Source organism: Komagataeibacter ossonobensis (assembly GCF_057359305.1).
This window is the reverse complement of the sequence record NZ_JBXAYQ010000029.1, coordinates 18,356-44,245: the sequence shown is the minus strand read 5'-3', so window position 1 is coordinate 44,245 and position 25,890 is coordinate 18,356. Positions and strand designations below refer to the sequence as shown.

General features: G+C 59.7%; 25 protein-coding genes and 1 pseudogene. 12 read left to right on the top strand and 14 right to left on the bottom strand.

Translation table 11 applies throughout. The features are described 5' to 3' along the window. Positions 1–124: 124 nt before the first annotated feature. The 6 genes from AC1RQ9_RS14035 to AC1RQ9_RS14010 are packed head-to-tail and all read right to left on the bottom strand — an operon-like array spanning position 125 to position 7,961. Positions 125–1,462: a sensor histidine kinase gene (locus AC1RQ9_RS14035; RefSeq protein WP_010515561.1), complete on the bottom strand. Its 1,338-nt coding sequence runs from the start codon at positions 1,460–1,462 to the stop codon at positions 125–127. Then, positions 1,459–2,130 carry a response regulator transcription factor gene (locus AC1RQ9_RS14030; protein WP_010515560.1) on the bottom strand — a complete coding sequence of 224 codons (672 nt, stop codon included), beginning with the start codon at positions 2,128–2,130 and terminating at the stop codon, positions 1,459–1,461. Before AC1RQ9_RS14030 ends, AC1RQ9_RS14035 begins: the two co-directional genes overlap by 4 nt. Then, a complete protein-coding gene (locus AC1RQ9_RS14025; protein ID WP_010515559.1) occupies positions 2,130–5,204 on the bottom strand; it encodes an efflux RND transporter permease subunit in 3,075 nt (1,024 codons plus the stop codon). The genes AC1RQ9_RS14030 and AC1RQ9_RS14025 overlap by 1 nt, the downstream gene beginning before the upstream one ends. After that, positions 5,204–6,355 carry an efflux RND transporter periplasmic adaptor subunit gene (locus tag AC1RQ9_RS14020; protein ID WP_110507685.1) on the bottom strand — a complete coding sequence of 384 codons (1,152 nt, stop codon included), beginning with the start codon at positions 6,353–6,355 and terminating at the stop codon, positions 5,204–5,206. The genes AC1RQ9_RS14025 and AC1RQ9_RS14020 overlap by 1 nt, the downstream gene beginning before the upstream one ends. Beyond that, on the bottom strand, positions 6,352–7,605 hold the full coding sequence (locus AC1RQ9_RS14015; RefSeq protein WP_110507684.1) for a TolC family protein: 1,254 nt from the start codon (positions 7,603–7,605) through the stop codon (positions 6,352–6,354). Before AC1RQ9_RS14015 ends, AC1RQ9_RS14020 begins: the two co-directional genes overlap by 4 nt. A gap of 11 nt (positions 7,606–7,616) precedes the next feature. Then, positions 7,617–7,961 (bottom strand): hypothetical protein, encoded by a 345-nt coding sequence (locus AC1RQ9_RS14010; protein WP_254511744.1) that lies wholly within the window; start codon positions 7,959–7,961, stop codon positions 7,617–7,619. 471 nt (positions 7,962–8,432) lie between these two features. On the opposite strand from AC1RQ9_RS14010, the pseudogene AC1RQ9_RS14005 reads away from it, so the two are divergent. Next, positions 8,433–9,036, top strand: a pseudogene (locus AC1RQ9_RS14005) (helix-turn-helix domain-containing protein). 68 nt (positions 9,037–9,104) lie between these two features. Here the strand turns inward: AC1RQ9_RS14005 and AC1RQ9_RS14000 are convergent. Beyond that, positions 9,105–9,302 carry a hypothetical protein gene (locus AC1RQ9_RS14000; RefSeq protein WP_110507789.1) on the bottom strand — a complete coding sequence of 66 codons (198 nt, stop codon included), beginning with the start codon at positions 9,300–9,302 and terminating at the stop codon, positions 9,105–9,107. A 262-nt stretch (positions 9,303–9,564) separates the two neighbouring features. On the opposite strand from AC1RQ9_RS14000, the gene AC1RQ9_RS13995 reads away from it, so the two are divergent. From AC1RQ9_RS13995 to AC1RQ9_RS13985, 3 genes are all read left to right on the top strand, one after another. Further along, positions 9,565–9,954, top strand: coding sequence for a hypothetical protein (locus AC1RQ9_RS13995; RefSeq protein WP_217420063.1), 390 nt, complete (start codon positions 9,565–9,567; stop codon positions 9,952–9,954). A gap of 61 nt (positions 9,955–10,015) precedes the next feature. Continuing rightward, the gene (locus AC1RQ9_RS13990; RefSeq protein ID WP_217420062.1) at positions 10,016–11,020 is read left to right on the top strand and encodes a thioredoxin domain-containing protein; all 1,005 of its coding nucleotides are present in this window, start codon (positions 10,016–10,018) and stop codon (positions 11,018–11,020) included. Further along, complete coding sequence (locus AC1RQ9_RS13985) at positions 11,017–11,553, top strand: hypothetical protein (RefSeq protein ID WP_217420061.1); 537 nt, start codon at positions 11,017–11,019, stop codon at positions 11,551–11,553. The genes AC1RQ9_RS13990 and AC1RQ9_RS13985 overlap by 4 nt, the downstream gene beginning before the upstream one ends. Positions 11,554–11,604: 51 nt before the next feature. Here the strand turns inward: AC1RQ9_RS13985 and AC1RQ9_RS13980 are convergent, their stop codons facing one another. From AC1RQ9_RS13980 to AC1RQ9_RS13950, 7 genes are read right to left on the bottom strand one after another with little or no spacing between them, the layout of a single operon-like run. Beyond that, positions 11,605–11,910: a hypothetical protein gene (locus AC1RQ9_RS13980; RefSeq protein ID WP_084758343.1), complete on the bottom strand. Its 306-nt coding sequence runs from the start codon at positions 11,908–11,910 to the stop codon at positions 11,605–11,607. Positions 11,911–11,958: 48 nt separating this feature from the next. Continuing rightward, entirely contained in the window at positions 11,959–12,456 is a 498-nt protein-coding gene (locus AC1RQ9_RS13975; protein ID WP_217420060.1) for a hypothetical protein, read from the bottom strand. 23 nt (positions 12,457–12,479) lie between these two features. Beyond that, a complete protein-coding gene (locus AC1RQ9_RS13970; protein WP_217420059.1) occupies positions 12,480–14,840 on the bottom strand; it encodes a DotA/TraY family protein in 2,361 nt (786 codons plus the stop codon). Between the two features lie 22 nt (positions 14,841–14,862). Continuing rightward, on the bottom strand, positions 14,863–16,275 hold the full coding sequence (locus tag AC1RQ9_RS13965) for a hypothetical protein (protein ID WP_217420058.1): 1,413 nt from the start codon (positions 16,273–16,275) through the stop codon (positions 14,863–14,865). 10 nt (positions 16,276–16,285) lie between these two features. Further along, a complete protein-coding gene (locus AC1RQ9_RS13960; RefSeq protein WP_053323846.1) occupies positions 16,286–17,470 on the bottom strand; it encodes a hypothetical protein in 1,185 nt (394 codons plus the stop codon). After that, a complete protein-coding gene (locus AC1RQ9_RS13955; RefSeq protein ID WP_019086208.1) occupies positions 17,470–18,057 on the bottom strand; it encodes a hypothetical protein in 588 nt (195 codons plus the stop codon). Before AC1RQ9_RS13955 ends, AC1RQ9_RS13960 begins: the two co-directional genes overlap by 1 nt. After that, positions 18,054–18,443, bottom strand: coding sequence for a hypothetical protein (locus AC1RQ9_RS13950; RefSeq protein WP_235450579.1), 390 nt, complete (start codon positions 18,441–18,443; stop codon positions 18,054–18,056). Before AC1RQ9_RS13950 ends, AC1RQ9_RS13955 begins: the two co-directional genes overlap by 4 nt. Between AC1RQ9_RS13950 and AC1RQ9_RS13945 the strand changes: the two genes are divergently transcribed. The 8 genes from AC1RQ9_RS13945 (at position 18,442) to AC1RQ9_RS13910 (ending at position 25,865) form a co-directional block, all read left to right on the top strand. After that, positions 18,442–18,819 (top strand): hypothetical protein, encoded by a 378-nt coding sequence (locus tag AC1RQ9_RS13945; RefSeq protein ID WP_029329627.1) that lies wholly within the window; start codon positions 18,442–18,444, stop codon positions 18,817–18,819. The two genes, AC1RQ9_RS13950 and AC1RQ9_RS13945, sit on opposite strands and share 2 nt — an antisense overlap. A gap of 343 nt (positions 18,820–19,162) precedes the next feature. After that, entirely contained in the window at positions 19,163–19,966 is an 804-nt protein-coding gene (locus AC1RQ9_RS13940) for a helix-turn-helix domain-containing protein (protein WP_053323850.1), read from the top strand. Between the two features lie 247 nt (positions 19,967–20,213). Beyond that, a complete protein-coding gene (locus tag AC1RQ9_RS13935; protein ID WP_217420057.1) occupies positions 20,214–21,092 on the top strand; it encodes a hypothetical protein in 879 nt (292 codons plus the stop codon). A gap of 132 nt (positions 21,093–21,224) precedes the next feature. Further along, positions 21,225–21,860: a DotI/IcmL/TraM family protein gene (locus AC1RQ9_RS13930; protein WP_010515538.1), complete on the top strand. Its 636-nt coding sequence runs from the start codon at positions 21,225–21,227 to the stop codon at positions 21,858–21,860. Continuing rightward, positions 21,857–22,837, top strand: coding sequence for a DotH/IcmK family type IV secretion protein (locus AC1RQ9_RS13925; protein WP_217420056.1), 981 nt, complete (start codon positions 21,857–21,859; stop codon positions 22,835–22,837). The genes AC1RQ9_RS13930 and AC1RQ9_RS13925 overlap by 4 nt, the downstream gene beginning before the upstream one ends. Further along, positions 22,837–24,075, top strand: coding sequence for a DotG/IcmE/VirB10 family type IV secretion system protein (locus AC1RQ9_RS13920; RefSeq protein WP_217420055.1), 1,239 nt, complete (start codon positions 22,837–22,839; stop codon positions 24,073–24,075). The genes AC1RQ9_RS13925 and AC1RQ9_RS13920 overlap by 1 nt, the downstream gene beginning before the upstream one ends. A 525-nt stretch (positions 24,076–24,600) precedes the next feature. Next, the gene (locus tag AC1RQ9_RS13915; RefSeq protein WP_254511742.1) at positions 24,601–25,302 is read left to right on the top strand and encodes a hypothetical protein; all 702 of its coding nucleotides are present in this window, start codon (positions 24,601–24,603) and stop codon (positions 25,300–25,302) included. Positions 25,303–25,319: 17 nt separating this feature from the next. Beyond that, positions 25,320–25,865 carry a hypothetical protein gene (locus tag AC1RQ9_RS13910; protein WP_010515535.1) on the top strand — a complete coding sequence of 182 codons (546 nt, stop codon included), beginning with the start codon at positions 25,320–25,322 and terminating at the stop codon, positions 25,863–25,865. Positions 25,866–25,890: the final 25 nt, after the last annotated feature.

Sequence of the window (25,890 nt, the reverse complement as noted above, 5' to 3'; positions counted from 1 at the left end):
GCATCAGGAAACAACAATATACGATTCAAGGGAACCGGCTTTTCAAAATATTCCGAATAGAGGCATCGCGCGGGTGGATACAAGACGTGCTTCCGATATATCCATTTCTTATCGCTACAAGTCATTATGTCACTTCCGGGATTGGAAAGGTGATACAGACACCAAATCCCCTGTCAGACCCTGCTAGCGGGGAACGTAGGCGCAGGATTACATCCATCTGGGTTGCGATATTATTGGCGATGGCCAAGCCAAGGCCGCTACCATGCGTCCCGCTGCCGCCGCGCACGAATGGGTTGGTCAGGCGCGCCAACATGTCCGGCGGCATTGCAGGGCAATCATTCGTGATATCAATGCCGCCATCCTGCAGGACGGCCACCTGCACGGGCATATCGCCCCCCCCATGCATCAGGGCGTTTTCAAGCAGGTTGCGCAGCATGATTCCGGTGGCGTCCATGTCACCATGTACGAATATATGATCGCCCCCGTCCGACACCATGACAATACGCTGTCCCTCACGCGGATTGTGCCCAAGGTCATCGACAAGGACATGCAGGACAGTCAGTAGGTCAAAACGGTCGCGCCGAAAGGCAACACCGGACGAGGCGCGGGAAAACTGCAGGAGTTTTTCCACCGTTCGCCCCAGTCGGCGGGTCCGGTCGGCAATGATGTCCACCCGCCTGCCCGCATCCGACCCATCGGGCACCATGCGACCCAGCATCTGTACCTGCGCCAGCAGGGCACCCAGCGGATTGCGCAGTTCATGTGCGGCGCTAGCGGCAAAAGCCCGTTCGGTAGAGAGTGCCGCCTCCAGTCGCGTCAGCAACGTATTGACCGCACGCTGGATGGAGATCAGTTCATCAGGAAGGTCAAGCAGTGGAATGGGCTGAAGGTTGCCACTGCCACGTGCGCGCATCTCGTCATGCAGGCGGTCCAGCGGGCGCAGGGCGCGCCGCACGACCAGTCGCACCAGCCACCAGATCACCGGCAGGAAAAGCAGCATGGGCACAACAGAAATCAGCATCGCGCGACGGACGGCCTCGCGCCTGTGAAAAATCGGTTCGCCCACAAGAACACGGTATTTCTGCGCCATGAGATCCGCAATATAAACGCGAAAATGCGGCACATTGGCGAACCCGGTCCGCCAGTTGCGCACAAATGCGTCCGGCGGGGCATTCTGGGAACGCAACACGACATGCCCTGCGACATCCACGACCTGATAGGCCAATGTGCGCGGCCCAACCTCTGGCAGCCAGGCGATGGACGGTGCGGCACCTGACTCATGCAACCGTGTCGCGACTGCCGTCTGCAGGCGCTCGGACACTTCCTGTAGCGAATTGTCCAACCGTTCCGTCACCTCGTAGCGGGTAAATCCACCCACCGCGATACTGAGGATAAGTAGCCCCAGTATGACGACCATGAGTACACTGCTGGTAATCCGTGTGGCCAGACTCCAGCTTTTCATGAGCCGCTCCTTGCATCGAGGCAGTAGCCACGGCCGCGCATAGTCCGGATGACCGTATTGCCTACCTTGCGCCTCAGGCGGCTGATGAAGACCTCGACGGTATTGCTGTCCACATCCCGGTCCAGCGCATAAAGGACCGTGTCGATTTGCTGACGGGAATAGATCCGCCCCGGACTGCGCGACAGCAGTTCCATGATGGTCCATTCCCGCGCGGTCAGGTCCAGCCGCTCGCCATCACGCGATACGGAACGGTTTTCCCGGTCTATCGTAATGTCCCCCACGCGGCAGCACGCCTGTCTGCGCGGTGATGCATACCGACGGGCCACTGCAACAATGCGGGCCACGAGTTCATTCAGGTCATAGGGTTTGACGATATAGTCATCCGCCCCCTCAGACAGCCCCTCGATGCGATCGCTGATCTGGTCCTCTGCCGTGGTGATAAGGATGGCAATATTCGCTGACGTCCGCCGGATGTCACGCAGCAGGTCGCGCCCGTTCCCATCTGGCAGGCCAAGGTCGAGAAGCATGAAATCGTAATCCACCGTCGCCATGGCGGCACGCGCGTCCTCCAGTGTCGTGAACCAGTCCACCGCATGCCCATCCTGGCGCACGCGCTCCTGCACCGCCACGCCCAGATCGTATTCATCTTCAACAATAAGGATACGCATCAGTCTTTATCCCTTTCCCGCATGACCCGGGCATACAGTGATGGCAATACCAGCAGCGTCAGGAGCGTGGACGTAACCAACCCCCCGATTACCACGCTAGCGAGGGGGCGCTCGACCTCGGCGCCCGCGCTGTCTGAAAACGCCATCGGGAAAAAGCCAAGGCTGGCGACAAGTGCTGTGGCCATGACTGGGCGGAAGCGGGATTCAGCCGCCGCAAAGGCCGCCTGCGCCACCGCCATGCCGCGTGCCCGCAGAGCCGCGATCTCGCTGAGCAGTACTACGCCGTTGAGGATCGCCACGCCAAACAGCGCGATGAAGCCGATCCCCGCCGAAATGCTGAACGGCAGGCCGCGCAGTGTCAGCGCCACGATGCCGCCGGTCGCCGCCACCGGCAGGTTGATGAAGACCAGAAGGGCTGGCCGCATAGCCCCGAACGCCACCACCAGCAGCGCGAAGATCAGGCCAAGGGCGATGGGCAGCACGATTTCCAGCCGCTGCATGGCCGATTGCAGGTTACGGAACTGCCCGTCCCACTGCATGGTATAGCCTGCAGGCAGTTTCACGTCGCGCGCCACGCGGGCCTGAGCTTCGGCCACGTAGGAGGCCAGATCCCGCCCGCGCACGTTGGCCTGCACCACCATGCGACGGCGCACCCGGTCGCGGCTTATGCGCGGTGGGCCATCGACTTCATGCACATGCGCCACCTGTGACAGCAGGACATTCCCCCGCCCGTCCATCCGCCGGACCTGCAGCGCGCCAATCGCGGCAGTCGAACCGGCAATGCGCGGGTCAAGGCGCACCTGCGTGCCGATGATCGCGTTATCCACAATGACTGGCCGGGCACCGATATGCCCGCCAATCGCCTCCACCGTATCCAGAATGTCCTGCACCGCCACGTTGCGGCTTGCCGCCTGCGAGCGGTCGATGTCGGCCACGATCAGCGGTACGGTGCCATCGCCCGCTGCCGCCACGTCCGCCGCCCCCTTCACGCCTGACATGGTGGCCACGACCCTATCGCCCAGTTCGGCCAGTGTGGCCAGGTCATCGCCAAAGATCGAGACGGCAATCTGCGTGCGCACGCCAGAGAGCAGGTCATCCATGCGCATCTGCACCGGCTGGCTCCATGAATACAGCGCGTCGGGCAGTTCGCGCCGCAGCGTGTCGTCCATCGCGGCGACAAGCCCGGCTTGCGTGCGGGCGGTTTTCCATGTGGAGGGCGGGTTGAGGAAAATGAAGCTGTCGGTCTCGTTCATGCCCATCGGGTCGGTGGGAATGGCCGATGTGCCGGTATTGCTGACCACGGAACAGACTTCGGGGAAGCGGCGCAGGATCTGCTCCTGCTTCGTGACCGAGGCCAGAACGGTGTCAAGCGAGGCCGAGGGCAGCCGCGTGGTCGTGACCGCCAGCGCGCCCTCGTCAAGCTGGGGAATGAACTCGCCGCCCAGTCGCGTAGCCAGCCCCGCAGAGAGCAGCAGCACCGCAATCGTGCCCCCAAACAAAATGCGCGGATGCGCCTCCCCCCATGTCACCATATAGGTATAGGGGCGGCGCATGAAGGCGATCAGCCGGGTATCGCCCGCAGGTCGGACATGCCTGAGCGCAAGGCTGGCCAGAACGGGTATGCAGATGAAGCAGTACGCAAGCGATGCCAGCAGCGCCATGATGACCGTCTGCGCCATCGGGCGGAACATGTGCCCCTCGATCCCCTGCAGGGTCAGGATGGGCAGGTAGACCATGACGATGACCAGTATGGCGAACCCTACCGGGCGCATCACCTGCTGCACTGATGAGATGACCAGCGGAACGAATTCCGCCTCCGGTTCCTCCTCTCGCCGTGACAGAACATGTTCGATCACCACCAGTGAGCCATCGACGATCATGCCGAAATCGATCGCGCCAAGGCTGAGCAGGTTGGCCGAAATTCCGAACTGCCGCATGCCCGCCATGGCGCAGACCAGGGCCACCGGAATGACTGACGCAATGACAAGGGCTGCCTGCCAGCTACCGATCACCACCACCAGCACGCCCACCACCAGCACCGCGCCCATGACCAGATTGTCGCGCACGGTGGCGATGGTCTGCCCGGTCAGGGTGGCGCGGCTGTAATAGGGCTCCAGCGTAACACCTGCGGGTAGCGCCTGCCTTATGCCCGGCAGGGCGCGGTCTATGGCGGCAAGGGTGGCGTTGGAACTGGCCCCGCTTTCCATCATCACCACGCCGATCACGATCTCGCCCTGCCCGTCACGGGTTACCGCGCCAAGGCGGGTGCGCGCGCCGGTGGTGATGCGGCCAAGGTCGCGCAGGCGCACGGCGGACCCATCAGGGTTGGTGCGCACCGCGATATTGCCAAAATCCGCAAGGCTACCCACCAGCCCGCGCCCGACCACGCTCTGCTGTTCGGCATGGTGGGTGATCCACCCGCCGCCAGATGCCGCATTGCTGGCATCGACCGCGCGATAGACCTCGCCTGCCGACAGGTTGCTGCCAATCAGCCGCGCGGGGTCCAGTGTCACCTCATAGGTTTCCTCCGCCCCGCCATTGACGTTCACGTCCACCACGCCGGGCACGAGGCGCATCTGCGGCACCACGGTCCAGTTCATGATGCGGTTGAGGTCCATGAGCGAGCGCCCGGCGCCACGGATCTGGAACTGCATGATCTCGCCCATGCCGGTGGCCAGCGGTCCCATGCTGACGGTGATGCCGGGCACGGATATGCTGGCGCGTGCCTGCTGGATACGTTCATTGACGCGGGTACGGTCGAGGTTGATGTCGGTCTCATCGGAAAACTGCACATACACCACCGACACGCCGCCGCGTGAGACGGAGCGTAGGTCGGTCATGCCGGGAATGCCGGTCATGCTGGCTTCAAGCGGGAAGGTGATGAGCTTTTCCACCTCTTCCGTCGCAAGGCCGGGGGCCACGACCGAGACGAGCACCTGCCGGGGCGAAATATCCGGCACGGCTTCCACCGGCAGGCCCAGAACCGCCATCAGTCCCGCCGCCAGCAGCAGGCCAAGCCCGCCCAGCACCAGCATGCGCGCGCGCAGCAGGGCCTCGAGATACCTGCGCGCCATCAGTCCGCGTCCAAGCCGGCAAGGCCGATGACCGAACGCAGGGCAAAACTACCGTGCCCTACGATCGGTTCGCCGCCTTTCAGGCCGGAGCGCAGCACTGCCCGCGTTCCGTCATCGAGCGCCACATCAACCACGACGGGCCGATAATCGGTTTCGCTCATCCGCACGAACACGACGCTACACCCGTTAATAGGCTGAAGGGCTTCGGACGGCACGACAATGCCCGCAACACTGTTGCGCTGGGCCAGCGTGGCATCCAGCACCATGCCGGGCACCAATACGCCGGTTGGGTTGGCCACGCTGCTGATGACCCGGACCAGCCCGGTCAGCGGGCTGGCCATGCCATCCACCGTATCGATACGCGAAATGAGCGGGCCACCGGGTACCTGCGTTACTTGCTGGCCGCCTGATTCGATCCGCGCCGCCTGATCGGGCGGGATGTCCGAGACAAGCCATATACGTGACAGGTCAGCCACCGTGGCTACATCCATGCTCGGGTCCACGTCGCCCGCGACCGACGTGCTGATCACCTGCACCATGCCATCGAGCGGGGAAATCAGGGTGGAGGTTTCATCCTCTACGCCCTGGCTGTCCTGTTCCGACGATGAATTGAATTCCTCAGAAAAGCGGTGGCCCAGCGTGTCCACATCCGCCTGCCGTGCGCGCATGGTGGCGTCTGCCTGCGCCAGCACATCCAGCCTGCGGTGCAGTTCGGCCATGGAGAGGCTCTCGCCCGCCAGGGCCTTTGCCCGCTGCACCGCACCCGCCGCATCGGCCCGGGCCGCGACGGCGGCCGTAAGCGCCGCGCGCATTTGGACCGCCTGCAGGCGTGCGACATGCAGGGAATGATCCTGATAGCGCAGCAGCGCCTGCCCCCGCCGTACGGGCGTGCCCGGCTGGACCAGCACTGCCAGCACCTTGCCGCTGCCCGCAGGGTGGATATGCACGACCCGCGTCGTATCGGGCATGACCCGGCTCATGACCGGCAACACGGGCGCAAGCGTACCAGCGGTGGCCGTAGTAATGCTCACGCCTTCATTGGCGACTGCCGCCGCATCCAGCTTCACGGTCGGGGATAGCGCGCCCTCTTCGGCCCAAGCCGGAAGACTACCTGCCCCCAGAAGCAGCAGGGCAAGGGCAATGCGCATCATGGCACGATGCCTGTTGCGATCAGCGTGCGGATGCTGGCCACATGCCATTCCATCTCGGCCCGGGCGCTGGTCAGCCGGGTATTGGCCGCCGCCTGCCGGGCGGCAAGTGCCGTATCCAGGCTGGCCTCGCCCACACGCCATGCGCGTTCCTGTGCCGTGGCACGCTGTTCCATGCTTTCGGCGGCAAGCTGCGTCGCTCGCCGCGCCGTGGTGGCCGCAATCAGGCGTTCCCGCACCCGCATCATTTCCAGATGCACCATGCGCCGGGCCTGTGTTTCCTGGCTGGTGGCCGTGGCCAGCCGGTTGCGCGCTTCGGACATGATGGGGGTATTGCGGACTTCGCTGGGCAGGGGAATACTGAAATTCAGTCCCACGCGGTCATCCCACGGGCTGCCGTACTGCTTTTCATGGATAGCATCCACACCGATTTCCGGGTTGGGCATGAAGGAATGGCGCGCCAGCTTCATGTTGGCCTCGGCGGCTTCAACATTGCGGTGCGCCACCTTGATGCGGGGGTCATTGTCTTCCATGTCACGCGGGCTGACAAAACGCGCCTGTGTCACGTCGCTGCCGCCATAACGGGTCAGGTCGGGCACAACCGGGCGCCCCAGCAGCACTTCCAACGCCGCAGCAGCGTTCTCGGCTTCTTCCTGTGCCAGAGCCAGTTCATTGCGGGCATTTTCCATCGCGGCCTGCGCCAACTGCCCATCTGCCGAGGCCAGTTCGCCGCCATGCACCGCATGCGTGGCGCTGATGGCCATGCGCGCCGCCGCATCGTATGAGGCATGGGCCACGTCCACCCGGGTACGCGCGATCAGGGCCGCAGCAGCGGCATCAAGCACCCGGATGGACAAAGCCATGTGTTCGACATTGAGCTGCTCGTCAATGGACGCGGCTTCCGCGCTTGCTACCTGTTTCGTGGCACTTCCCTGCCCCGGCAGCCACAGCGGCACCGACACCCCGCCCTGATACGTTGTGTAGCCCTCATTACTGCCTATCATATGGTCATCCATATATTCCCCCGACAGGGTCGGGCCACCCGCAAACCATGAGCCCGCGGCACTGGCGCGGGCACGAGCAGAATGGTGGCCGACCTGCAGTTCGGTACGGACGGGATCAATAGCCCACGCCATCACGACTGCTTCGTGGAAGGATGGGCCGGGCTGCGACACCTGCGCCCGCGCGGGCAGGCCCCACGTCATGGCGCAGGCCATGGTAATGGACAGGAAAGGGCGCATGGAGTGGTTCATACCTTATACCGTCATGCAATGACGGAGCCACCATGGCCGATCCGTTCGACAGACTTGCTCCACAGCCTCCCCAATCCGATGAACCTCGTAGCAAAAACACGTGGATGCGGCACCGGATCGGTAACCAGACTGAACGCATGCAGTTCAGCCACATCAGACAGGCACGCCGCGCCCCGCAGCATTGCATTGCGCAATACGGAATGAAGATGTTCCCCATAAAGGCCACCCATATTCACGAGAATGCCGTACCCAACGATCATGCATATGCTTGCCAGTCTGTTTTCCGCCCATACAGGCTGGGCAAGCAAAAAAACAATACAAGCAAAACAGAGGTTGGTCAGAAATATCCCTCGCATAGCCTGTATGTCTACTCCCTAGCATATATAAACCCATGTCATCACGGTGACGACTGCATGCTGATAACAGAGAAACCTGACGCGAACCTGAATATTCAGTAGACAAGGACAGATTTTTTGAAAACATCTCCTTATGAAAATGATTACCATTATAAATAAGATATTTTCAGCATTAATCCTCGTATAATTTTCATTTCCAAGCGTTATATAGATGGAATTTTAGGAAACATTAGAAATTACGTTGGTATATCCTTGTTTGTTTTATGACTCCACAAGAACATTATGAGGAGAAAACGTGTATAGTCCCCATATGGGTCACTTTAGAAATTTGTCGTACAGCATAACCTATATACAAATTCTCCTATCGTCAGATAGTTTTATGACTTATACCAAAGGACGTAGCCACTGACTCGTGTATGGAGTGACGAACGGCGCCGGCTCTGATTCTCTTGATGCAGGAGGATCTGGCTGATGACGAGGGCGGTGAAGCTATGGGATGACTATTCAGCCTCTGATCTGAGGCGACTTGCGGCGCGCAGCCGGAATGCGAACGCTGCGCGCTGGCTTCTGGCCCAGGCAGCGTTCCGTAACGGGTCCATCCGGACCGCGATGCAGCCCGCGTAGGCGGCATGGACCGCCAGACATTGTGTGACTGGGTTCACCGCTTCAATACTGACGGACCCGATGGTCTGCGGGCGGCAAGGCTGCCGACTTGGCGCTACTGTTCATCGGTACCGCCAGCATACAATTGCATATCCAGGAAATCTCAAGCCGCGTCGCGCGCGGCGCCCACGCCATCGTGCTGCTTGATCGCGCAGGATGGCATACTACCGACAAGCTGAAGCTGCCCCGCGATGTCAGCCTGATCTTCCTGCCGTCTCGCGCCCCCGACCTGAACCCGGTGGAAAATATCTGGCAGTTCCTGCGCGCCAACTGGCTGTCCAACACCGTCTTCGACAGCGTCGATCACATCATCGACGCTGCCTGCTCAGCCTGGAACAGTCTTACGGCCCTGCCGGAAACCATCCGATCCATCAGACTCAGAAAATGGGCCCACACGAATCAGTACCTATAACCGTTGGTATTACTCCGCGTTTTCTGTATTATTCGAGTATTACTTAGAGCACCATATCGATCCGATTGTCAGTCTGGCATCTCCATCGTGATCAAGCTTGCTTTCGGGATCCAGATTCGGTCATCGTGCAATAGCGCGTTAGTATGGATAACGAGTTTGCTCATTATCGTGGTAACAGCGAGCGTCACATGCTTGCCGTTGTCAATGCGCAGATTATGGCTCTGCTTTAAATCAGGCTTGAACCGCAAGGCTACGAATGCGCTCATGTAAAGCGCATGCTGACTATAGGTGCCCCCAAAGAAACACTTGGTAACAATAACGAGATATGCGTTACAACAAGACGGAATCGTGTAGATTGAGCATCCTGATCATGATTCCGTGGAGCCAGGTGACCAGATTAAATCACGACGGAAATCGTCAATAATAGCAAAGTATATCAGGCTATCTCGTTCCAGAACTCCGTAAGAAGCATGATAATGGTGCATTTCGCTGCTTCAATGTGTTCATCTTGAGCCATGTGGGGATGACATGAAGTTTGATGAACTTCGCTCGCGTTTCGAGCTTATCGATGACGAACCATCCGGACAGCTATGTTTGACGCTGGTTCAAGCGGTTTTAGCGCTTAGATGCAATATTGAATATATCGCTTCTCCCGCGAAAACATCGACTGCCAGACGTGAGCAGGCAAAATCACTGCACCCCATTCTGGTGCTTTGCCACGAAAAAGGCCGTCAGTTGAAAAACGACCACCCGAATTCCCATTATTTGCAACTCCGCGTTGATATTCTTGTAAAAATGATAAGCGAGATGTCGGTCGACGAGTTAGGAAGCGAAACAGGAGAGACGTTTATTCTCTCCCCGAGAGACCCTGCTTTTGAAAATCCCCTGTCTCGAGAAAGGGGGAACGACAAGGAATGATTTTTTAATCGCAGTCGCATGATCAGGGCGTACAGGACATAGGTATTGTCCGGAGTCCGCCATGCGCTGTTTCTACGTGTTGCCATTTCTCCTGCTCATGCACGCGCCAGCGCGAGGACAGCAATGCTCTGTGTCCACTCCGATTGAGTCCAGGAGCGACACCATAGGGCCGACCCTGGAACACGATGATAAAGGTAGGACCGATGCAGTCGCCCACCTTGGGATCGCAGGGGCCAACATCGAAAAACTACCCGATCTCCATGGCTTCGAAACAGGCATCGCCCATACCCGGAACGAACTCCTCGTCTTTTTCGCCCCGGAAAGCCACGCGATCGTGCTTAGCGGCACGCTGATCCCTGTGCCCTACGACATCCTACGTTCCCTGGCCGGATCGCGCGCCCACGATCTCACTCCGGTCGATGGCATCAGGGGAATGTTTGTTCGGGCGGATAACCGTTTTCAGGTCGTCTATGCGACCCCGGATGGTAAGGCAGCAGTCGCGGCCCGCATGTGGGGCGCCACTGGACAGGACATCACAAAAGACCAGATCAGGGGCATTCCGGGAGCCTTACCGGAAATCAGTATCTCTGGCGCTTCAGCCGACGCTAACGAACAGTCCGGGCTCCCGGGTCTCTCGGGAGGCCTTATAGGGATACCTTCAGCCCCGGAAGTCATCATGTTCATAGACCCGCAATGTATCTACTCGATGAAGGCGATGCATATCCTTCAGCCCGCAATCGATGCAGGGAAAGTTCGCCTGAAAATAGTCCCGCTGTCATTGCTTGATTACGAGGATAATGGCGCCAGCACCGTCAATGCGAGAGCCATGCTGTCGCTTCCGGCAAACGAGATGGCACAAGCGTGGGTCAACGGTCGCCTAAACCCAGGATTGACAGCACCTGAACCGGATAGTGAGGAGAAGCTTGCCCGCAATACCGAGATTGCACGGCGGATAGGGCTCACAGGGACCCCAACCTTCGTCTGGATGCACCGCAATGGCAGGATCGGCCGGCTCGACGGCGTTCCCACGGATGTCGCCACGTTTCTGACCTCGGTCTCGCAATGAAGACACGACAGGACCAGACCGGCCCGCGGCGTTTTTTTGCAAGAACGCGCAAGGTGGCCCGGCTGGTGATTGGCGATCCACGTACATTGGTCGCCTGGTCCGATGTAACGAGAAATGCCGCGCTGATTGAAGCCCTCGGGAAGGGATTACTGACGCCAAAAGCCGGTATGCAGGACCCGCGGGCGCCAGACGGCACCCCTATTGATATCGCCGCGATCGCTGCCAAATATGGCGTCGAACCCCGCGTTGTGGCGACCTTACTCGATCAGAGACAGCATGAGACATACAGACGGGCGCTTGCTGCCAGTATGGTCGCTGTTGTTCTGGTTCTTGGCTGGACCGGAGAAATGCTCCTTTCCCACTGGAAGGGCAGCCAACTCCTTGCTGCGCTGGAGTTCGCGCCCTTCTGGACATTTCTGGCACTCGTGGCGTTTCAGAACGCGTGGCTCAACTGGCAGATCCGCGAACGCCGCCTGGGTTCCGCCCGCCAATTTGTCGCTACCGCCGACAGCCTCATTCCCCGCAGGCCGTAACCGCAAGTCCATCTGCATTGCGCTGGTGAATAGATAGGATCGGCGGAGCACTCAGAACGTGCCGGGAGGCGCGTTCTTGTCGCCGCCCTGAGCGCCTGTTGCCCAGGAGGCATGTTCGTAATCCTCGCGCCCCGACATCGCCCGTGGATCATCAGGCCGGACGATCGTACCGGCGCGATCGTACGTAGGGGGTGTCCAGATTACACGTGTCGATCCGTAGGCCGCGTGCGGATCATACCGCGCATGTCTGGTTGGGGGAGCCTTTGGGCCATGCTCATGGGCAGCGGATGACACGTTGCCAGCGCTGCATGCCGCAAGCCAGGGGGAGAAGACAAGAGGTAGAATGAAATGTTTCACGAATGGTCTCCCGCTTAGAGGAGACCATCCTGACCAAGGATCTTGCGACTAGGGCTGCCGCTTTCTCCATTCGTCTTCCATGGAAAGATAGCCTCGAATGCGACGTTCCATGTTCTTGGCTTTGGTCTTCAGCATTGTATGATCATTGCTAAGTCGATGGTATTTGTCGTGGGCTGCCGCAAGATCGCACGCCAGGCGTTTCTCTCGGTCCCCAGCAGCCTTGAGTTGAACTGCCTGCCGCGCAGTTGCTGCATCTGCAAGAGCGAGAGTGTCTTTCAGGTCTTTGATCTGAGCCTCCAGACCAGAAGCATATTCCCTGGATCTGAGCAGATGCTCCTCAAGTCTGTCAGATTCCGCGTTCTTCTGTCGCAGTAAACTTGTCATCTGCGAAAGCAGGTCAGCGAGTTCATCGGCTTCTGTCGGTCGCGCAGACCGTCGGCCGTTAAGCGCACGTTGTATGGAGTTTCCCAGCGTCTGTTCGTACTGGTGCGATGCACGTCCCAACATGAACGCTGCAGCCCCGCTCAGGCCACCATAGTTCGACATCTCAGTTCCTCCTGACCCTAAAGTCAGACGCTCTTTTTCATTGTTGTATCACTTATCAGGGCCCGAGCACCAGAAGATATGCCACCGTTGCCTTGTCCCGGCCCATTCTGATTATCTGCTTTATTTCCTGCCAGAGACTGCTGAATCGAGAGCAACGTGCCCGCCATACCGACAACGGCGGCATCCCGGCTGAACTGGTCGATATCAACCCGGTCCACGTCACCAAATCCGATCATGGCGGGAACCCGCTGGGGCAGGATCGAGATCATCCTGAACGAAATGAACGCCAAGGTGACGTGAATCATGACAAACAGGCTGACCAGAACAATCATGCCGAGGAAGTTGCTCACAATCCAGCCGTTTGACAGCACCAGTCCGGCCGCAATGCCGAAACACATGTGGATCAGCCACGACACTGAATCAAATATAAAATATCCAAGGAAAAGCCCGAACAGCATCAGTACCGGTCGGAAGATGACATTGAACAGAAGGGCATAACCCTGTTTTGCATGACCGTGCAGCCCCTCCCCGTTCATGGTCATATGCGCGAGCATCCACAGAGGCGCTGCAATCACGGACTCACAGACCATGATGAACCATCCAGCCACGGCAAACATCCACATGACAAACGGGATCATCGGGATGACATAGGCGATGGTGAGGCCTGGCATAAGCATGGCGAAACAGCCGCCGATAATCGGCGCGCCAAAAAAGTGCATCAGTGCGTGCCCGGCCCCTGCCGCAACGGCACCTTCAGGATTTCCGCTCAGAAGCGACAGCACGCCAATACCGACGGTGCCGGCCGTAGAAGAAAGAACCGACGCAGTGCCCATGGTGAGAAGGGAGGTCGTGATCATCCAGTTGCCAAGTGACATGAGATTGCCAAACGGATCCGTCCAGTAGCCGTTCGTACCGGACGGCTCGATAAATCCGGTCACGATCTGCAGGGCGTAATCGTTCAGGTGCAGGGCGCGGAACAGCTGGTCGAGCACACCTGCACCGTCTCCACCCGGTATCGCGCCTGTGTACAGGTCAGCATTCCCGCCTGGCGCGGTCACGCCATCCTGCGTCGCAACCATGCTGTCGATGTTTTCCATAAAGGTGTCCGCAGACTGCACAAGAGGCGCAATGTCCGAGGCAAGATAGTTTCCGAGACCGGAATAGGATGGCGTAGTGATGGTTGGCGTTGCGGTCATGAGAGACAGGGTCTGGCCATTGAGGCGCGCGAATTCGAGATAGTAGGCTCCTGCGCCAGTCCACCCGAGATTATCCATCTGGTTGCTGGTGTTGACCGCATCTCCGTTCGTCGAAATCCCCCATTGGTGAAGCGCGAGCGTCTGATTATTGACCGTGTCCTGAAGCTTAGACCGCAGTTGTGCCGCCTGCGTCGTGAGACGCGACGCATAATCGTTGGTGGCATTGACGATGATGGTCATGAGTGGGGCCAGCGACGCTGTCGTTTTCGTCTGCCAGTAATTCTGGGCCACCTGCGCAACCTGGCTGCGAATGTCGCCAAGGATCACGGAATCAAGGACCTGTTTTTGCATACCCGCCTGATCGACCTGAAAACCGGCCAGATTCACCGCGTCAGTGTTGGGCGCCTGCAGACTTACGGCCCCGCAAACTGGTGTCCCGTCTCCTGCGCCAGCTGCCATATTGTAAGAATAGTTGATGATTCCCATCTTCCCGCCGGTCACGGACAGGACAGTCTGCCCGGTGGGAGCCGCAATCAGGTTCGTGTTGTTCGCAGCAATATTAATAATGGCCCGGCAGAACTCATTTTTTACGAGACCGGTCACAATCCCCTTTGTGCCGGGGATGAGGGGCTGTGCGATGACCTTGCCGTCTGGTCCGATCGCCTGCTTCGCCTTGTCGTAGACGACTTTCGCCATGCCGATGCCCCAGAGCGAGCCCTGCACGACAACGGCCTGCGCCGCATTGAAGCCGGTTGTCGGAAGCGGCCACATCAGGATGGCCGCAATCCCGATCCGCACAATCGACATGCTGGTCTGGTTGTTACCCAGGAGTTGCGCTGTTTCTGCACCCCGGTGGATGTTCATGAAGTAAATGTAACTTACGACCGCCATGGCAAATGCCATGACAAACCCGGAAAACCATCCGATCATGGTTCCTATGACCGTCGCCTCGTTGCCGATGCTGGGTGCGTTCGTATCCTGCCCGAATACCGGGAATACGGATCTGATGACCTGCGCCGCCCAGTCACTGCCAGGATCGAGCAGGTCCCATGTCACGTTATAGCCTGTACTGTTCGCTGCATCTCCCGAACCGGTCGCGACGACCGTCTGCGCTGCAGCGGACACGGTAAGAGCCGACAGAAACAGGAGCGGCAGGATGGCGAATACAGGGCGACGAAAGGGCGTCATGGTTTGTCCTCCAGCAGCACAGTCACGGCGCAGGACTGGCGGCGGGACCAGGATTCATCCGCGTCATGAAATCCGTGACCGCAGTCACAGCCTTGTGCATCATCTCGCGGACCTTCTCGCTCACATCTTCCAGCGCACTGGCCCCTTCTTTTTTTCCGGGCACTTCGGCCGCGGTCCTGCCAATCTCGGCATCGATCTGGGTGAAGCGCTGCGTCACGCTGCCAGACATTCCCATGCGCTGGCCTGTTGCCTCGGCGGTTTCCCTTCCTTTTCCGTAGGCTTCGAGCCTGCTAGTGACATTCTCCAGTTGCGCCGCAAACGCCTGGTTATTCTGTTTCTCCGTCACAAACTGGCTATGCAGATCGGCATATCGGCCGCCAGCCTTCATCTCCGACAACACACCGGCAACACCGTCAGGATCACCCTTTCCTGCATCTGAAATCGCCGCCATGATGGAGGAAGCTGGCCGCTCCCTGAGGTCACGCAGGGCCTCCACCGCCTGCTTTCCCAGACGTTCGGTCGCCTCCAGGCTCTTTTCGTCACGCGCGGTGTGCAGCCGGGTACTGAAATCGACGGCCTTTTCCATCCACGATGATGCCGGGTTCGCAGGCTGGCTATCAATGCGCGAGGCAATCGCTTCCGCAAGGCGGGCAAAGCCCCCACCGCGAATAACCTTGACGTCCTCCTGATCCTTGGCCGCCGCGTTCGTTTCCCGTGTGTTCGCTGCCGCCTTTTCCTTTGTGCCGTTGCCATCCATCGTCGATCGGCTTTCCGGCGCATCTTTTGCCGAACCTGTCTGTTTCTCTTGAAAATCCTTCTGAGGATCCATCGTATGGGTCTGTCCGGGTTGGCTGCTGGCCGACTGCTCCGGTCCTGGCGGAGCGCCCTCCCCCGGCGACGCCATTCCACGGGTTTTGTCCGCCTGACCTTTCTCATCGTGCGCAGACCCGGCAGCATGGTCATGACCTGGCGCTGGCTGGCGCCCTGGTTCGGGAAAGATGGTCGCCCTCAGGCTATCGATTGTGTGCGCGATATCCGGGTGGTCCGGATCCTGATGTCCTTCAACCAGTTCGCTAGCAAGTGTCCGGATCGCGTTTACTTCCGGCTGCTGAAGGCGATGCGTTTCACGCATCATCGCAGCGACCACAGGTTCGTTCAGACCCGGGTAATGCGCAGCGCGCTCCGTCATCTCCGCATGAAGCGGATGGTCATCGTTCAGCGTCGGTCCCAAAAGGCGCTCTACATCCTGCACGGCGTATGCGACGCGCGTACGGAACCCGGGATCATTCTGGACGTCAGGCTCACGGGATTCCTGCCGCAGCCGGTCATATGCGGCGGCCTGCCCGGGCGCCTGCTTTCTGTATTCGGACTGCACGCGATCGAGGGTTTTCAGCACATCCTCGATATCGCCGGTTTTCTGCTGGGCCTCAGACATGACGGACCTCTTATGGGTTGATCGTGGGAGACGGCATCGGGGTGAGGCCGTCCTTGAAGGCGACCTCTTCTTCCTGTGCGACCCGGGTAGCCCCCATGGTCGCCAGATAGAGACTGAGGCGGTAGTTCTGGAGTGCCAGGTAATTGGCCTGCGCCATTTCGGTGGCGACCTCGCGCATGACGGACGCGGGAGGCATTGCCTGGAGCGAGGCGTTCCAGCTTACGCTGGAAACCCTGCGATTGACTTCCAGCGCCATGGCCTGCAGCCACGACGCCTTGTCGAGCGGTGTGAGCCCCTCAGCCGTCATTTCGGCCTTCTGGTCACGCGTCAGCGTGACGGACGGCACGCCAAGAGATGTGACGTAGCCCGTGACCCAGCGCGCAAGAGACATACGACTGTTGTATGACCGGCGCCGGGTTGCGGCTTCACGTCCCCGAAGGCTGGACAGCTGCTCGCCACGCAGGGCCGCCGGCGCTACCGGCTGGATGAGCGTGGTCGCATAATCATTGGCTGCATCCACTGCGCCATCCGCGGACAGGGTATCGGCGCCGAACAGACTGGCGGCACGCTGGTCGGCGTTCGGCAGCCGGGACACGGAAGAGCAGAGCCCCTGCGCCACGTCGTCGGATGAACAGTAGCGCTTGAGGTGCAGGGACATGTTCGCATCCGTGCCCTGCGACTTGCCGTAATAGGAGGGCGTGCCCTGGCCTGCCTCACCGCGGGGATCGCTCACGGTCGCAATGGCGTACACCGCAGAGCGCGCCGCTTTGGACGCGGCCACGGTGGACTGCTGGGCGTCAAGGCCCGCGCAGAATTCCGGGTTCATCATATGCTCGTCCCGGATTCCGGTTTCCTGCTGGCGCCGTAGAAAACCGGCCATCGCCGCGTCCTGGGCATCCATGAGTTGCGACTGGGCACCAACCTGGGCTTTTGCGTAATTGGCAACCTGCGTGAAGCCCTTCGTCAGGAGAGACGCCACGGAATTGGGGTTTGTAAGGCTACTGAGGTTTGAATCGATGCTGGTTGTCAGGTTTTTCGTCATCGTATCGAGGGCGCTGCCCGTGAACGCCTGAAGAAGCTTGATCGCTGCAACGACCGCGGCGTCACTGAAAAGCGCATATGCCGGACGCGGCGTGACTGCCAGCACGCAGACGCACGAAGCGGCACCAATGGCAACCATCTGCAGCCTGCGCATCAGAACACTCCGTCCACGAGATTGCTCAGGCTGTATCCGGTCGGAAGCTGGGGAGATCCGTTGATATACAGGTCAGTCGTACCGCTCGACGTCCCCGCAATGGCGGTCGCAATTGGCGGACCACCACCACCGAAACTCAGGCTCGGGCACATGAGTCCGCTACTCGAGCCAAAACCAAGCCCCAGGTTAACGCCTGACAGACTGAGTCCACATTGGGTCGACCCCATGGCGTTCCCCCATGCGGCCTGTGCTGCCTGACAGACCTGGCCACCTATCTGGCCCTCGACGGCCTGCAGCAGGGCCGCGGGGTCAAGGCCGTTCGTGATGAGATTCAATCCGGTGCCGTTGAAAAAATTGCTCAGGCAGGACAGGCCGTTGACGCTATCCGGCTGCTTTTCATAGGCGTCGTTGGCCTGGACGCGTTCGTTTACGGCTGTTGCCGCCGCCTGGGTCAGGGCGGCGCAGCCGACGCTTCCCGTCGATGTCGTGGCGCCAGAGGCGCCTGATGACGTGGTCTGCGCATGCCCCTGTATCGATACAAGAGCGGCAGCCACTGACAACAGGACACGGAAGCGCAGATCGATCATGCGGCCTCCTGACGTGTGGCCGGACGCGTCACAGCCTCCAGCAGGGCAATCCTTTCCGGAGCAAGAAGGCGATGAAGCGCCTGGCGCCTGCTTTCCGAAATCACGCCCCGTCCAAAAGGGCTGTCCGCCGACAACAGGTCCCTGCGGCCGCGCAGATAGGGGATCAGCGCGTCAAGGGAGCTGACCAGATCAGGCCATTCATGCGGCGCGACACCAGAGAGGATGGCGTGCCAGGCCGACCTCGCTGTCATATCATTGTCCAACATCGCGATGACGTCCTCTCCGCCCCTGATGCGCCAGATCTCGCCGAGCGCATCCAGCGCAAGGGCGACATTGGGCATCGGGGAAGGATGTCCGGATTTCAGGACGGATGAGGGCTTGTTCATGGAACCTTCCTCGGGAGATTACGACGAAGGTGTCGGGCCATCATGCGACCAGTCAGCGAATTCGACGTCGGACCGCGACTTTATTATGACCAACATCAATGACGTCACCCGCCTGGGCTACCGTGGTCGCCAGAACCTTGTTCCATTCCCGGCCGCCCTGCCAGTCAACAGGAACGCTGGTGTCCACGTCCGCCGCGAACACCACACGCACCCCATGCGGAACGATCTGACGCACGGCGAAACCAAGTGGGACCTGCTTTCCATAACCGCTGGCGATATGGAAATACCGACGGGCTGGAACATTCCCGGATGTTCGAGGATCCACACCAGTATCAGCCAATGCGCCCGGACCTTCCTGCCCAGCGTCTCCCGGTGATGGTAAGGCTTCCCCGCCGGTTGTCCCCATCAACGCCGGCTGGGACGGAGTGTCCGGAGAAGTTGTCTGGACAAGATGAAACGCGGCAGGTGTGACAGATATGGGACCAGAGGCCAGCGCCATAACCACGGCAGGCATAACAGGCATATGAGTGTCTCCATCAAGCTCTCCTGACCAGAGCAGCGGCCTTTGCGACCTCAGACACCTTTTTTGCGGGCTCCAACTCGACTATCATGACGTTCCGTCACGCGTGATCCCCTGTCAGGACGTGACCAGTCGATATCTTCTGGATGTTGGAAGTTTCTTTTGCTGAGGAAAACGCCCGCCGTGAGAGTAAACGAAAATGTCCCATGACAATGGCAAGATGCAAGCCGAGGCTTTATTTGCATCCGGCCAATTATATAGAGACATCGGGAAAATCATTTATGACAGGCGAACTGCGCTTGACTGGACGCAGGTACACCTCGCCAAACTGGCACGGTTGAATGTATCGGTCATACGGAGCATCGAAGCAGGTCGTCCGGTCTCCCTGGAAACATTATCGGCGCTGCTACGGGTATTTAAGATAGATCCGCGCGATATTCTTCCGCAAGGCGCACCGGAAGGTACATGGTTTGCCCATCTGGATCTCGTGGCATCCGCCACGCAGCTGAAAAAGACCATGAGGCAGTGTTCGGACTACAATCTGGCAATCCAGAAATTACGCGACATTATTGGAAATATTTCAAAGACGTTTAACCTGCCGGAAATACCGGCCAGATTGCCGATCGATCATTATTCACACAGTGTCGCCTTCACCTCGGGGGAACGGCAGGACCTCCTTGAGATATTTGGCCGCAGGATTCAGATATTCAGGACGCTTCAGGGGGCAACAGCGAGCCAGATCGCCCATAAATCACATGTTTCCCTGACCAGCCTGAGCCTGATCGAAGCAGGGCTCAGAAATCCGAGCCTTGAAACGGTTTATCGCATCGCCGAAGGACTGGCCGTCTCCGTTTATTACCTGATCCCGGGAATACATGACGACGCAGACCTTTTGCGTTCCCTGGACATGACCGCGTGGGCAATGTCCGCGCAATCACAACTCGAAGCCCTCGCTGATCTCGAGTCCATTATTGGTCACCTCGACGATATCGCAAGCCACTGACCGGGTGATGAAGGTATGGAGACTGTCAGGAAAGAGGTCTCCTTTCTTATGGCAGGCCATATGCCTTGGGCTGTCCATTCCAGGTGATGTGGCCCGGCGGATCACCAACGCGGACCGGAAACCGCGTCTGGAATCATATTAGCGCGTTCTGCGCTATTTATTTCTTGACGGTTATATAACGATTAAGAGATATTATTCCCAAAACACGCAGCCTATCCCGAAAACGCGATGACGAGGGCATACCGCCATGAAGTCAGCATCGTTCGGCCAGGTCATAAAACACGGTCTGTTTACATGGCTTCAGACCTATCCCACGCCAGAAATGACACGCGCCCTCTATGCCAGGCTGCGCGACGAGGTCCTTGTGGCGACAATGCTCACCCTGACAGTGCAGGAGGTGAAGGAGTCAGTCGCGCAATGGGCCGACCGACCCCGGAATGTTTTTTATGAAGCGCCTGCACGCAGGGGAGCATGGACAAGGACCGAGCTACTCATTCTCGGCCAACGCTGGCTCTGCGGTGATAAAACCGCCGACATAGCCGAGATGCTTGGCCGCTCGGCCGGGAGCGTGCGTGCAAAAAGAAAGCAGCTTGGCCTGCCACCGCGCATCAGACTCTCAAAAATACAGGCGGAGACCATACTTGCCGAAAAGCGGAGCGCCATTCCCGCAGATCCCGCAGTTGTCCTCACATGGGAACAGGCTTCGCTGCTTCCACCCGAAGCCCGACGGGGACGGACATGGCTTGTCAGGAACAGCCTCAGCAGGCTGACCCTCACAGGACATAAGGGCGGAGACAAGGTGCGGTGGCACGAGGCCGCCAACATTGAAATCGCCTACCGCCATTTTGCATTTCAGAACCCGCGTGAAATTGCACGGGACTTTCTTATTTCGGAAAGCGCGCTGAAATCCCAAAGCTGCTGGGAGCAGCTTCCGCCACGACGCGGCGCCAAAATGCCCTGGTTCATTCACGCGAGGGCCGAATATTATATCGGCGAACACCACTACATCCGGCGGGAATGCCTCTGCAAGAGCGGATGCTTTTTCTGGACCACCCGCAAGGGTGGTGACCGGGTCAGCAGACGATACCGCCGCAGCATTGCCGCCACGCATGGCATAGCCGCCTGAGTAGTAGCGGGAACCATCAAAGAAAAAACGTGCTGGTCGCAAGATAGACTTCCAGCCTGCTCTCATCACCGTCGGGAAATGAGAGTAGAGTGATGATCACCTTTTTTCATGCCCCCGTAAGGGAGGCGCGCCATGCGGCTGTTTAATTCCGCAGTAACCAGGCGGCTTACCGACCCCGACTTTCAGGGGATTGTTGTAGACAGATCACTGCTGCTCAACATCGCACTGGCGGGCGTGGTCATCGTTTTCGCGGCGCACGACGCCTATATCCGTGCACACCCGCCCACACCCCTCTATTTCTACGTTGACGGCCAGAATGCTCCCCGACCGGCCGTGGCGCTCACCAGTCCGGTACTTGGCCAGGACCAGCTTCTCGGCTGGGCCGTCAAATGGGCGATCGCACCCTACAACATCAACTATCGTGATTTTCCAACCCAGATGAACACCGCGGGCGCTCACTACACGCTCAACGGATGGAACACCTTTGCAAAGTCTTTCATTACGCAGGGGAATCTGGCGAAACTCAGAGATGCAAAACTGCTCTGTTATGCGCAGCCGACACGGGCCGCGACCGTACGCGCCGAGACAGTCGTGCAGGGACACTCGCGCTACGTAATACAGTTTCCTTTCATCCAGACCTGCGAAAACGTCAACCAGCAGAATACGCAAATGCTGATGGCAACCGTGACGATTGATCGCGTGGAGGACCTGGATCACCCTGATGGGCTGGCCATCGAACAGCTTGTCGTCTCGTCGGGGAGGGAGTGACAGCCGTGCGAATTCTTTCTCTCTTTCCGCTGACCCTGTCCATCCTGCCACTTGCGGCACTCGCACAGCAGCCATCACAGCCCGGACCTGCGGCAACGACACCTGCAGACGATCCCGATACGGCAGCCGAAGGTGAGGCCGAGCATGAGGCCATTCCTTTCACGCCCGAAGAAATCCTTCGGCTGGGGGAACGCCTGAAAGACGTGCGTCGTGCCACGGAGCAGGTCGGCACGGAATTCGCGACCCCTAATGCGCGCCCGGCGATCCGTGTCTCCTTTGCGCCTGGTCAGCAGACAAGCCTGATCTTTACGACAAAAGGCTATCCGACCGCATTGTCCTTCGTGGACAGCACGGGACAGCCCTGGCCGATCGCATGGAATACATCTGGCAATTCCGCCAACCCGGACGGCAGCACGAACTGTGCTTCCGGCAAAAGCGGCGCATCAGCCGGGAATCCTGCGGTTGAGACAACAGGTTTCTATACCTGCGTCCCCTTCAAGGGTTCCAATACCATCAATATCGAACCGATGTCGCTCCAGCCCAGAGGTGGACTGCTCGTAACGCTTCAGAACGCGCCAAAGCCGGTCTCCTTCCTGCTGATCGCGGGGCGTGGATCCTACGATGACAACCTGACCGTTCGCATGTCCGAGGGAGGACCCAATGCCCGGGAGCCGGTCGACAGCCGCCCCGGAGTGCCTGCGACAGGCGAGCCCTACATGAACGCCATGCTAAGCGGCATCCCACCAGCGTCAGCCATTCCGCTGGCCGTCGAGGGTATTTCACCCGATGACGTGCGCGCATGGCGGATTGGAAACGAGGTCTATCTTCGCACGCGCCTTCACCTCATGACGCCTTCATCGGACAGCATGGAGCACGGTGAAGGGGGATACACGCTCTATGCCTTCCATGAGTCTCCCGTTGTCCTTCTCTCCGACGCGGGACGGACGGTCTCGGCCCATATCAGGGACGCACAGTGATGAAACCCAGATTCAACCAGCTGTTCAGTGATGCGTCGCGGGGCGGAAACCGGCGTCTGCTCGCAATCCTTGGGAGTATCGGCACCGTTCTTGGCGTCACGCTACTCATCTCCACCATCCACCGTAAGGAGCTTCCACGCTCGGACCCCGGCAGGCCGCCTGCCGCCAACCCCCTGCCCGGCGGCCTGAATTCCAATCCGCGTCAGCAGGAACTCCGCGAAGATCAGATCCGCGACGAGGCTGGTCGGGCACAGACTGCGGGACAATCGTATTCACCCGATATTGCACCGGGCACGCCCACCCATCCCGACGACAAGCTTCCCCCGCCCCCGGTCGCTCAGGAGGTCGGGGCGGACGTCAACCCGGCGATGGCCAAGGCCACTGCGGCGCCAGCCCCGCATGCGCCTGAGGTCGTGCCAAGCGTTCCCGTCGTACCCGTGCAAACGGATGCAGCCTTCCGCGCCGCCTTGCCACGTGACCCGCAGCTCCAGAAGGACGCCATCACCGCATACAGACATGCGATCATGGATCTCGCGGGCCGTCTTGATGGACGCTTTCCGGTCACAAATGTCCTGTATGAAAAGACGGAAACCGGAAGGGAGCAGACAAAAAAACCGGTGGTCTCCCCTTCAATAACTTCGGCGGCGACAGCAAATTCCCAGACGGCCCTCTCCCGCGTCCTTGTTCCTGCCGGGCGGGGGATTTACGCCCATACGGTTTCAGCAACCAACAGCGATCTCGGGGGAGAAATCATCCTGGAAGCTGATTCAGGTCCACTCGCTGGCGACAGGATGAAAGCATCCGTCAGAAGGGCCGGGGGACATCTGAACAGGCTGGTTGTCCGTGTTGATCAGGTCTTCCATAAGAATGATCCGACCCCGATCCAGGTCGAAGGTATGGTGGTTGCGCCGGACACCATGGAAGCTGCGGTGGCCTCAAGCGTTGACCAGCTATACGTTGAGCGCTTTGTTCTTCCCGCCGCAGCCGCCTTTGTCCAGGGGCTCGGGCAGGCGATCGAGATGACGTCGAACACGACCGGTTCGATCGGAGCCCTCGGCAACGTCAACTACGTCCAGTCACTGAATTTTCCGCAACAACTGGGCGTGGCGGCCGGTGCAGCGGCCTCGCAGGTCAACAGCGCGCTCATGCAGCAGATGCCGACCCAGCCGCGCGTAAATCTTGCCGCTCAGGTCAGTGTTGGCGTGATCTTCATGTCGGACGTCGTCATGAAGAAGTAAGTTTTCGAGCACCGGTCGCATGATATTGGCGAATTCTGCACTCTCTACCAGAAGGCAGCATTCACCATGACCGCAACCGCAACGACGTCCCGGGATCCGTTCAGCGCGGATCGCGGCACTGAACCTGTTCCGTTTCGCAAGCTGGCCACGACGCCCGAGCCTGACCCTTCGCCCGAGGCGGACATAATTGCCGAGCCTCCCTCCCCTCACCCGCAACCTGTGACAGCAGCACCTGACAGGAACCGACCCGTTCCACATGCAATGGCCCTTTTCAGGGCGCTTCCGCGCCGCAGGCAGGTCATCATCGCGGGTACTGCCGTCAGCAGTCTGCTCTCCCTCTTCCTCGTGATGGGCATAGCAAAGAGGCAGGCGTCTCCCCTGGGCCAGGAAGTCGGAATGATTTCCGCCCCGCTACCATCAGGCCCCAAAGCGTCTCCAGCGCCGGGGCACTCACCTACATCATTGCCATCACCCCCGGCACCTCAGGTCTCGGCTACAGATGAGGATCTCAAGGCACTCCTTGCTATGAAAAAGCCGCCCCATCCCGCCGTCCCAACACCGGCAACTATGCCGACCGAGAACACGCCTGCGCAGAGACACGATATCGGCATCGAAAACGCTGTTCCGACGGACGATGCGGTCCAGAAAGCGACCCGCCTGCAAGCGGCTCCCATGACATCGGATGACCAGTTGCAGGTGCTGAAGCTTGTGACGGAAGAAGCAGCACTGGTGCAGCGGACCCGTAGCGAGATCGCAGCACTCCGGCAGGATCTTGACCGACTGCGTATCGCAGATACGGCAAAGGCTTCGGATCTCAACCGCCGGATGTCGCTCCTCGAAGCGAAACGAGCCGTGGCCGACGCCGAAGCGCCCCCGTCAGATGGACCGGCCGCCACACGTGCCGCAGCCGACAAGGCACGGGCAGCCCTGGAAGCAGCGGCGGCCGAGCCGCAGCCAGCACCAACGCCGCCGCAATCTCCAGCGTCCCGGACAGCGAAAATGCGCCCGACGCCTCCTGCTCCGCCCCCGACATGGACGCCCCACTACCGGATACTTGCCGCATCTCCCCAGCTTGCCATGGTGCAGGACGACGCTGCGCCGGTCGGGCAACCGCCGCAGTCCGAAATCGAAATCGGCACCGATCTCCGCGGATATGGTCGTGTGCGCGCCATCTCCCAACGCGGCACGATGTGGGTGATCCAGGCTGAACGCGGCATCATCCAGTAAGGCAAGGACACATCGACGTGCAAGGTCTGGTCAACCTCGTCAACGATCTCGCTCTCGCCATGGCCTGGCTGCTGCCAATGGCCTGCTATATTGCAGCGTGGATTGCCTTCCTGACCGGGGCATGGGGATTATGGCAGCAGCGCCAGCCCCAGAACCCGTTCGTCGGGCGCCCCTGGGTGCCCTGGATCGGGATTGTCCTCTCTGGCGTCTTTGCCACCTTTGACAGGATACTCACCAAGTCCACCACCTCTGCCGGTCTCGATACGCAGGTTTCGCTGGGAGCTTCTGTCACCGGCTATACGGATGCCGCGACGGGAAGCGTCATTTCCGGGACTGGCCCAGAGGATGCCATCCTGTCAATCGTCAGTGATTTCGCCCTGTTCTTCGAAATGTTCGGCGCCTGGGCGGCGTTCATGGCAGTCGTTGCGTGGAACGCGTCGGCGACCGGAAAAACAAACCGCTCAAAACTCAGTTGCCTCATCCAGTTCGTTTTCGGCGTGATCCTCCTCAATCCCGTCAAGGAAGCAACCTGGATCCTGAGCCACTGGACAACGTCCGGCTAGGTCCTGTCCGCAAAGAAAGCGTTCG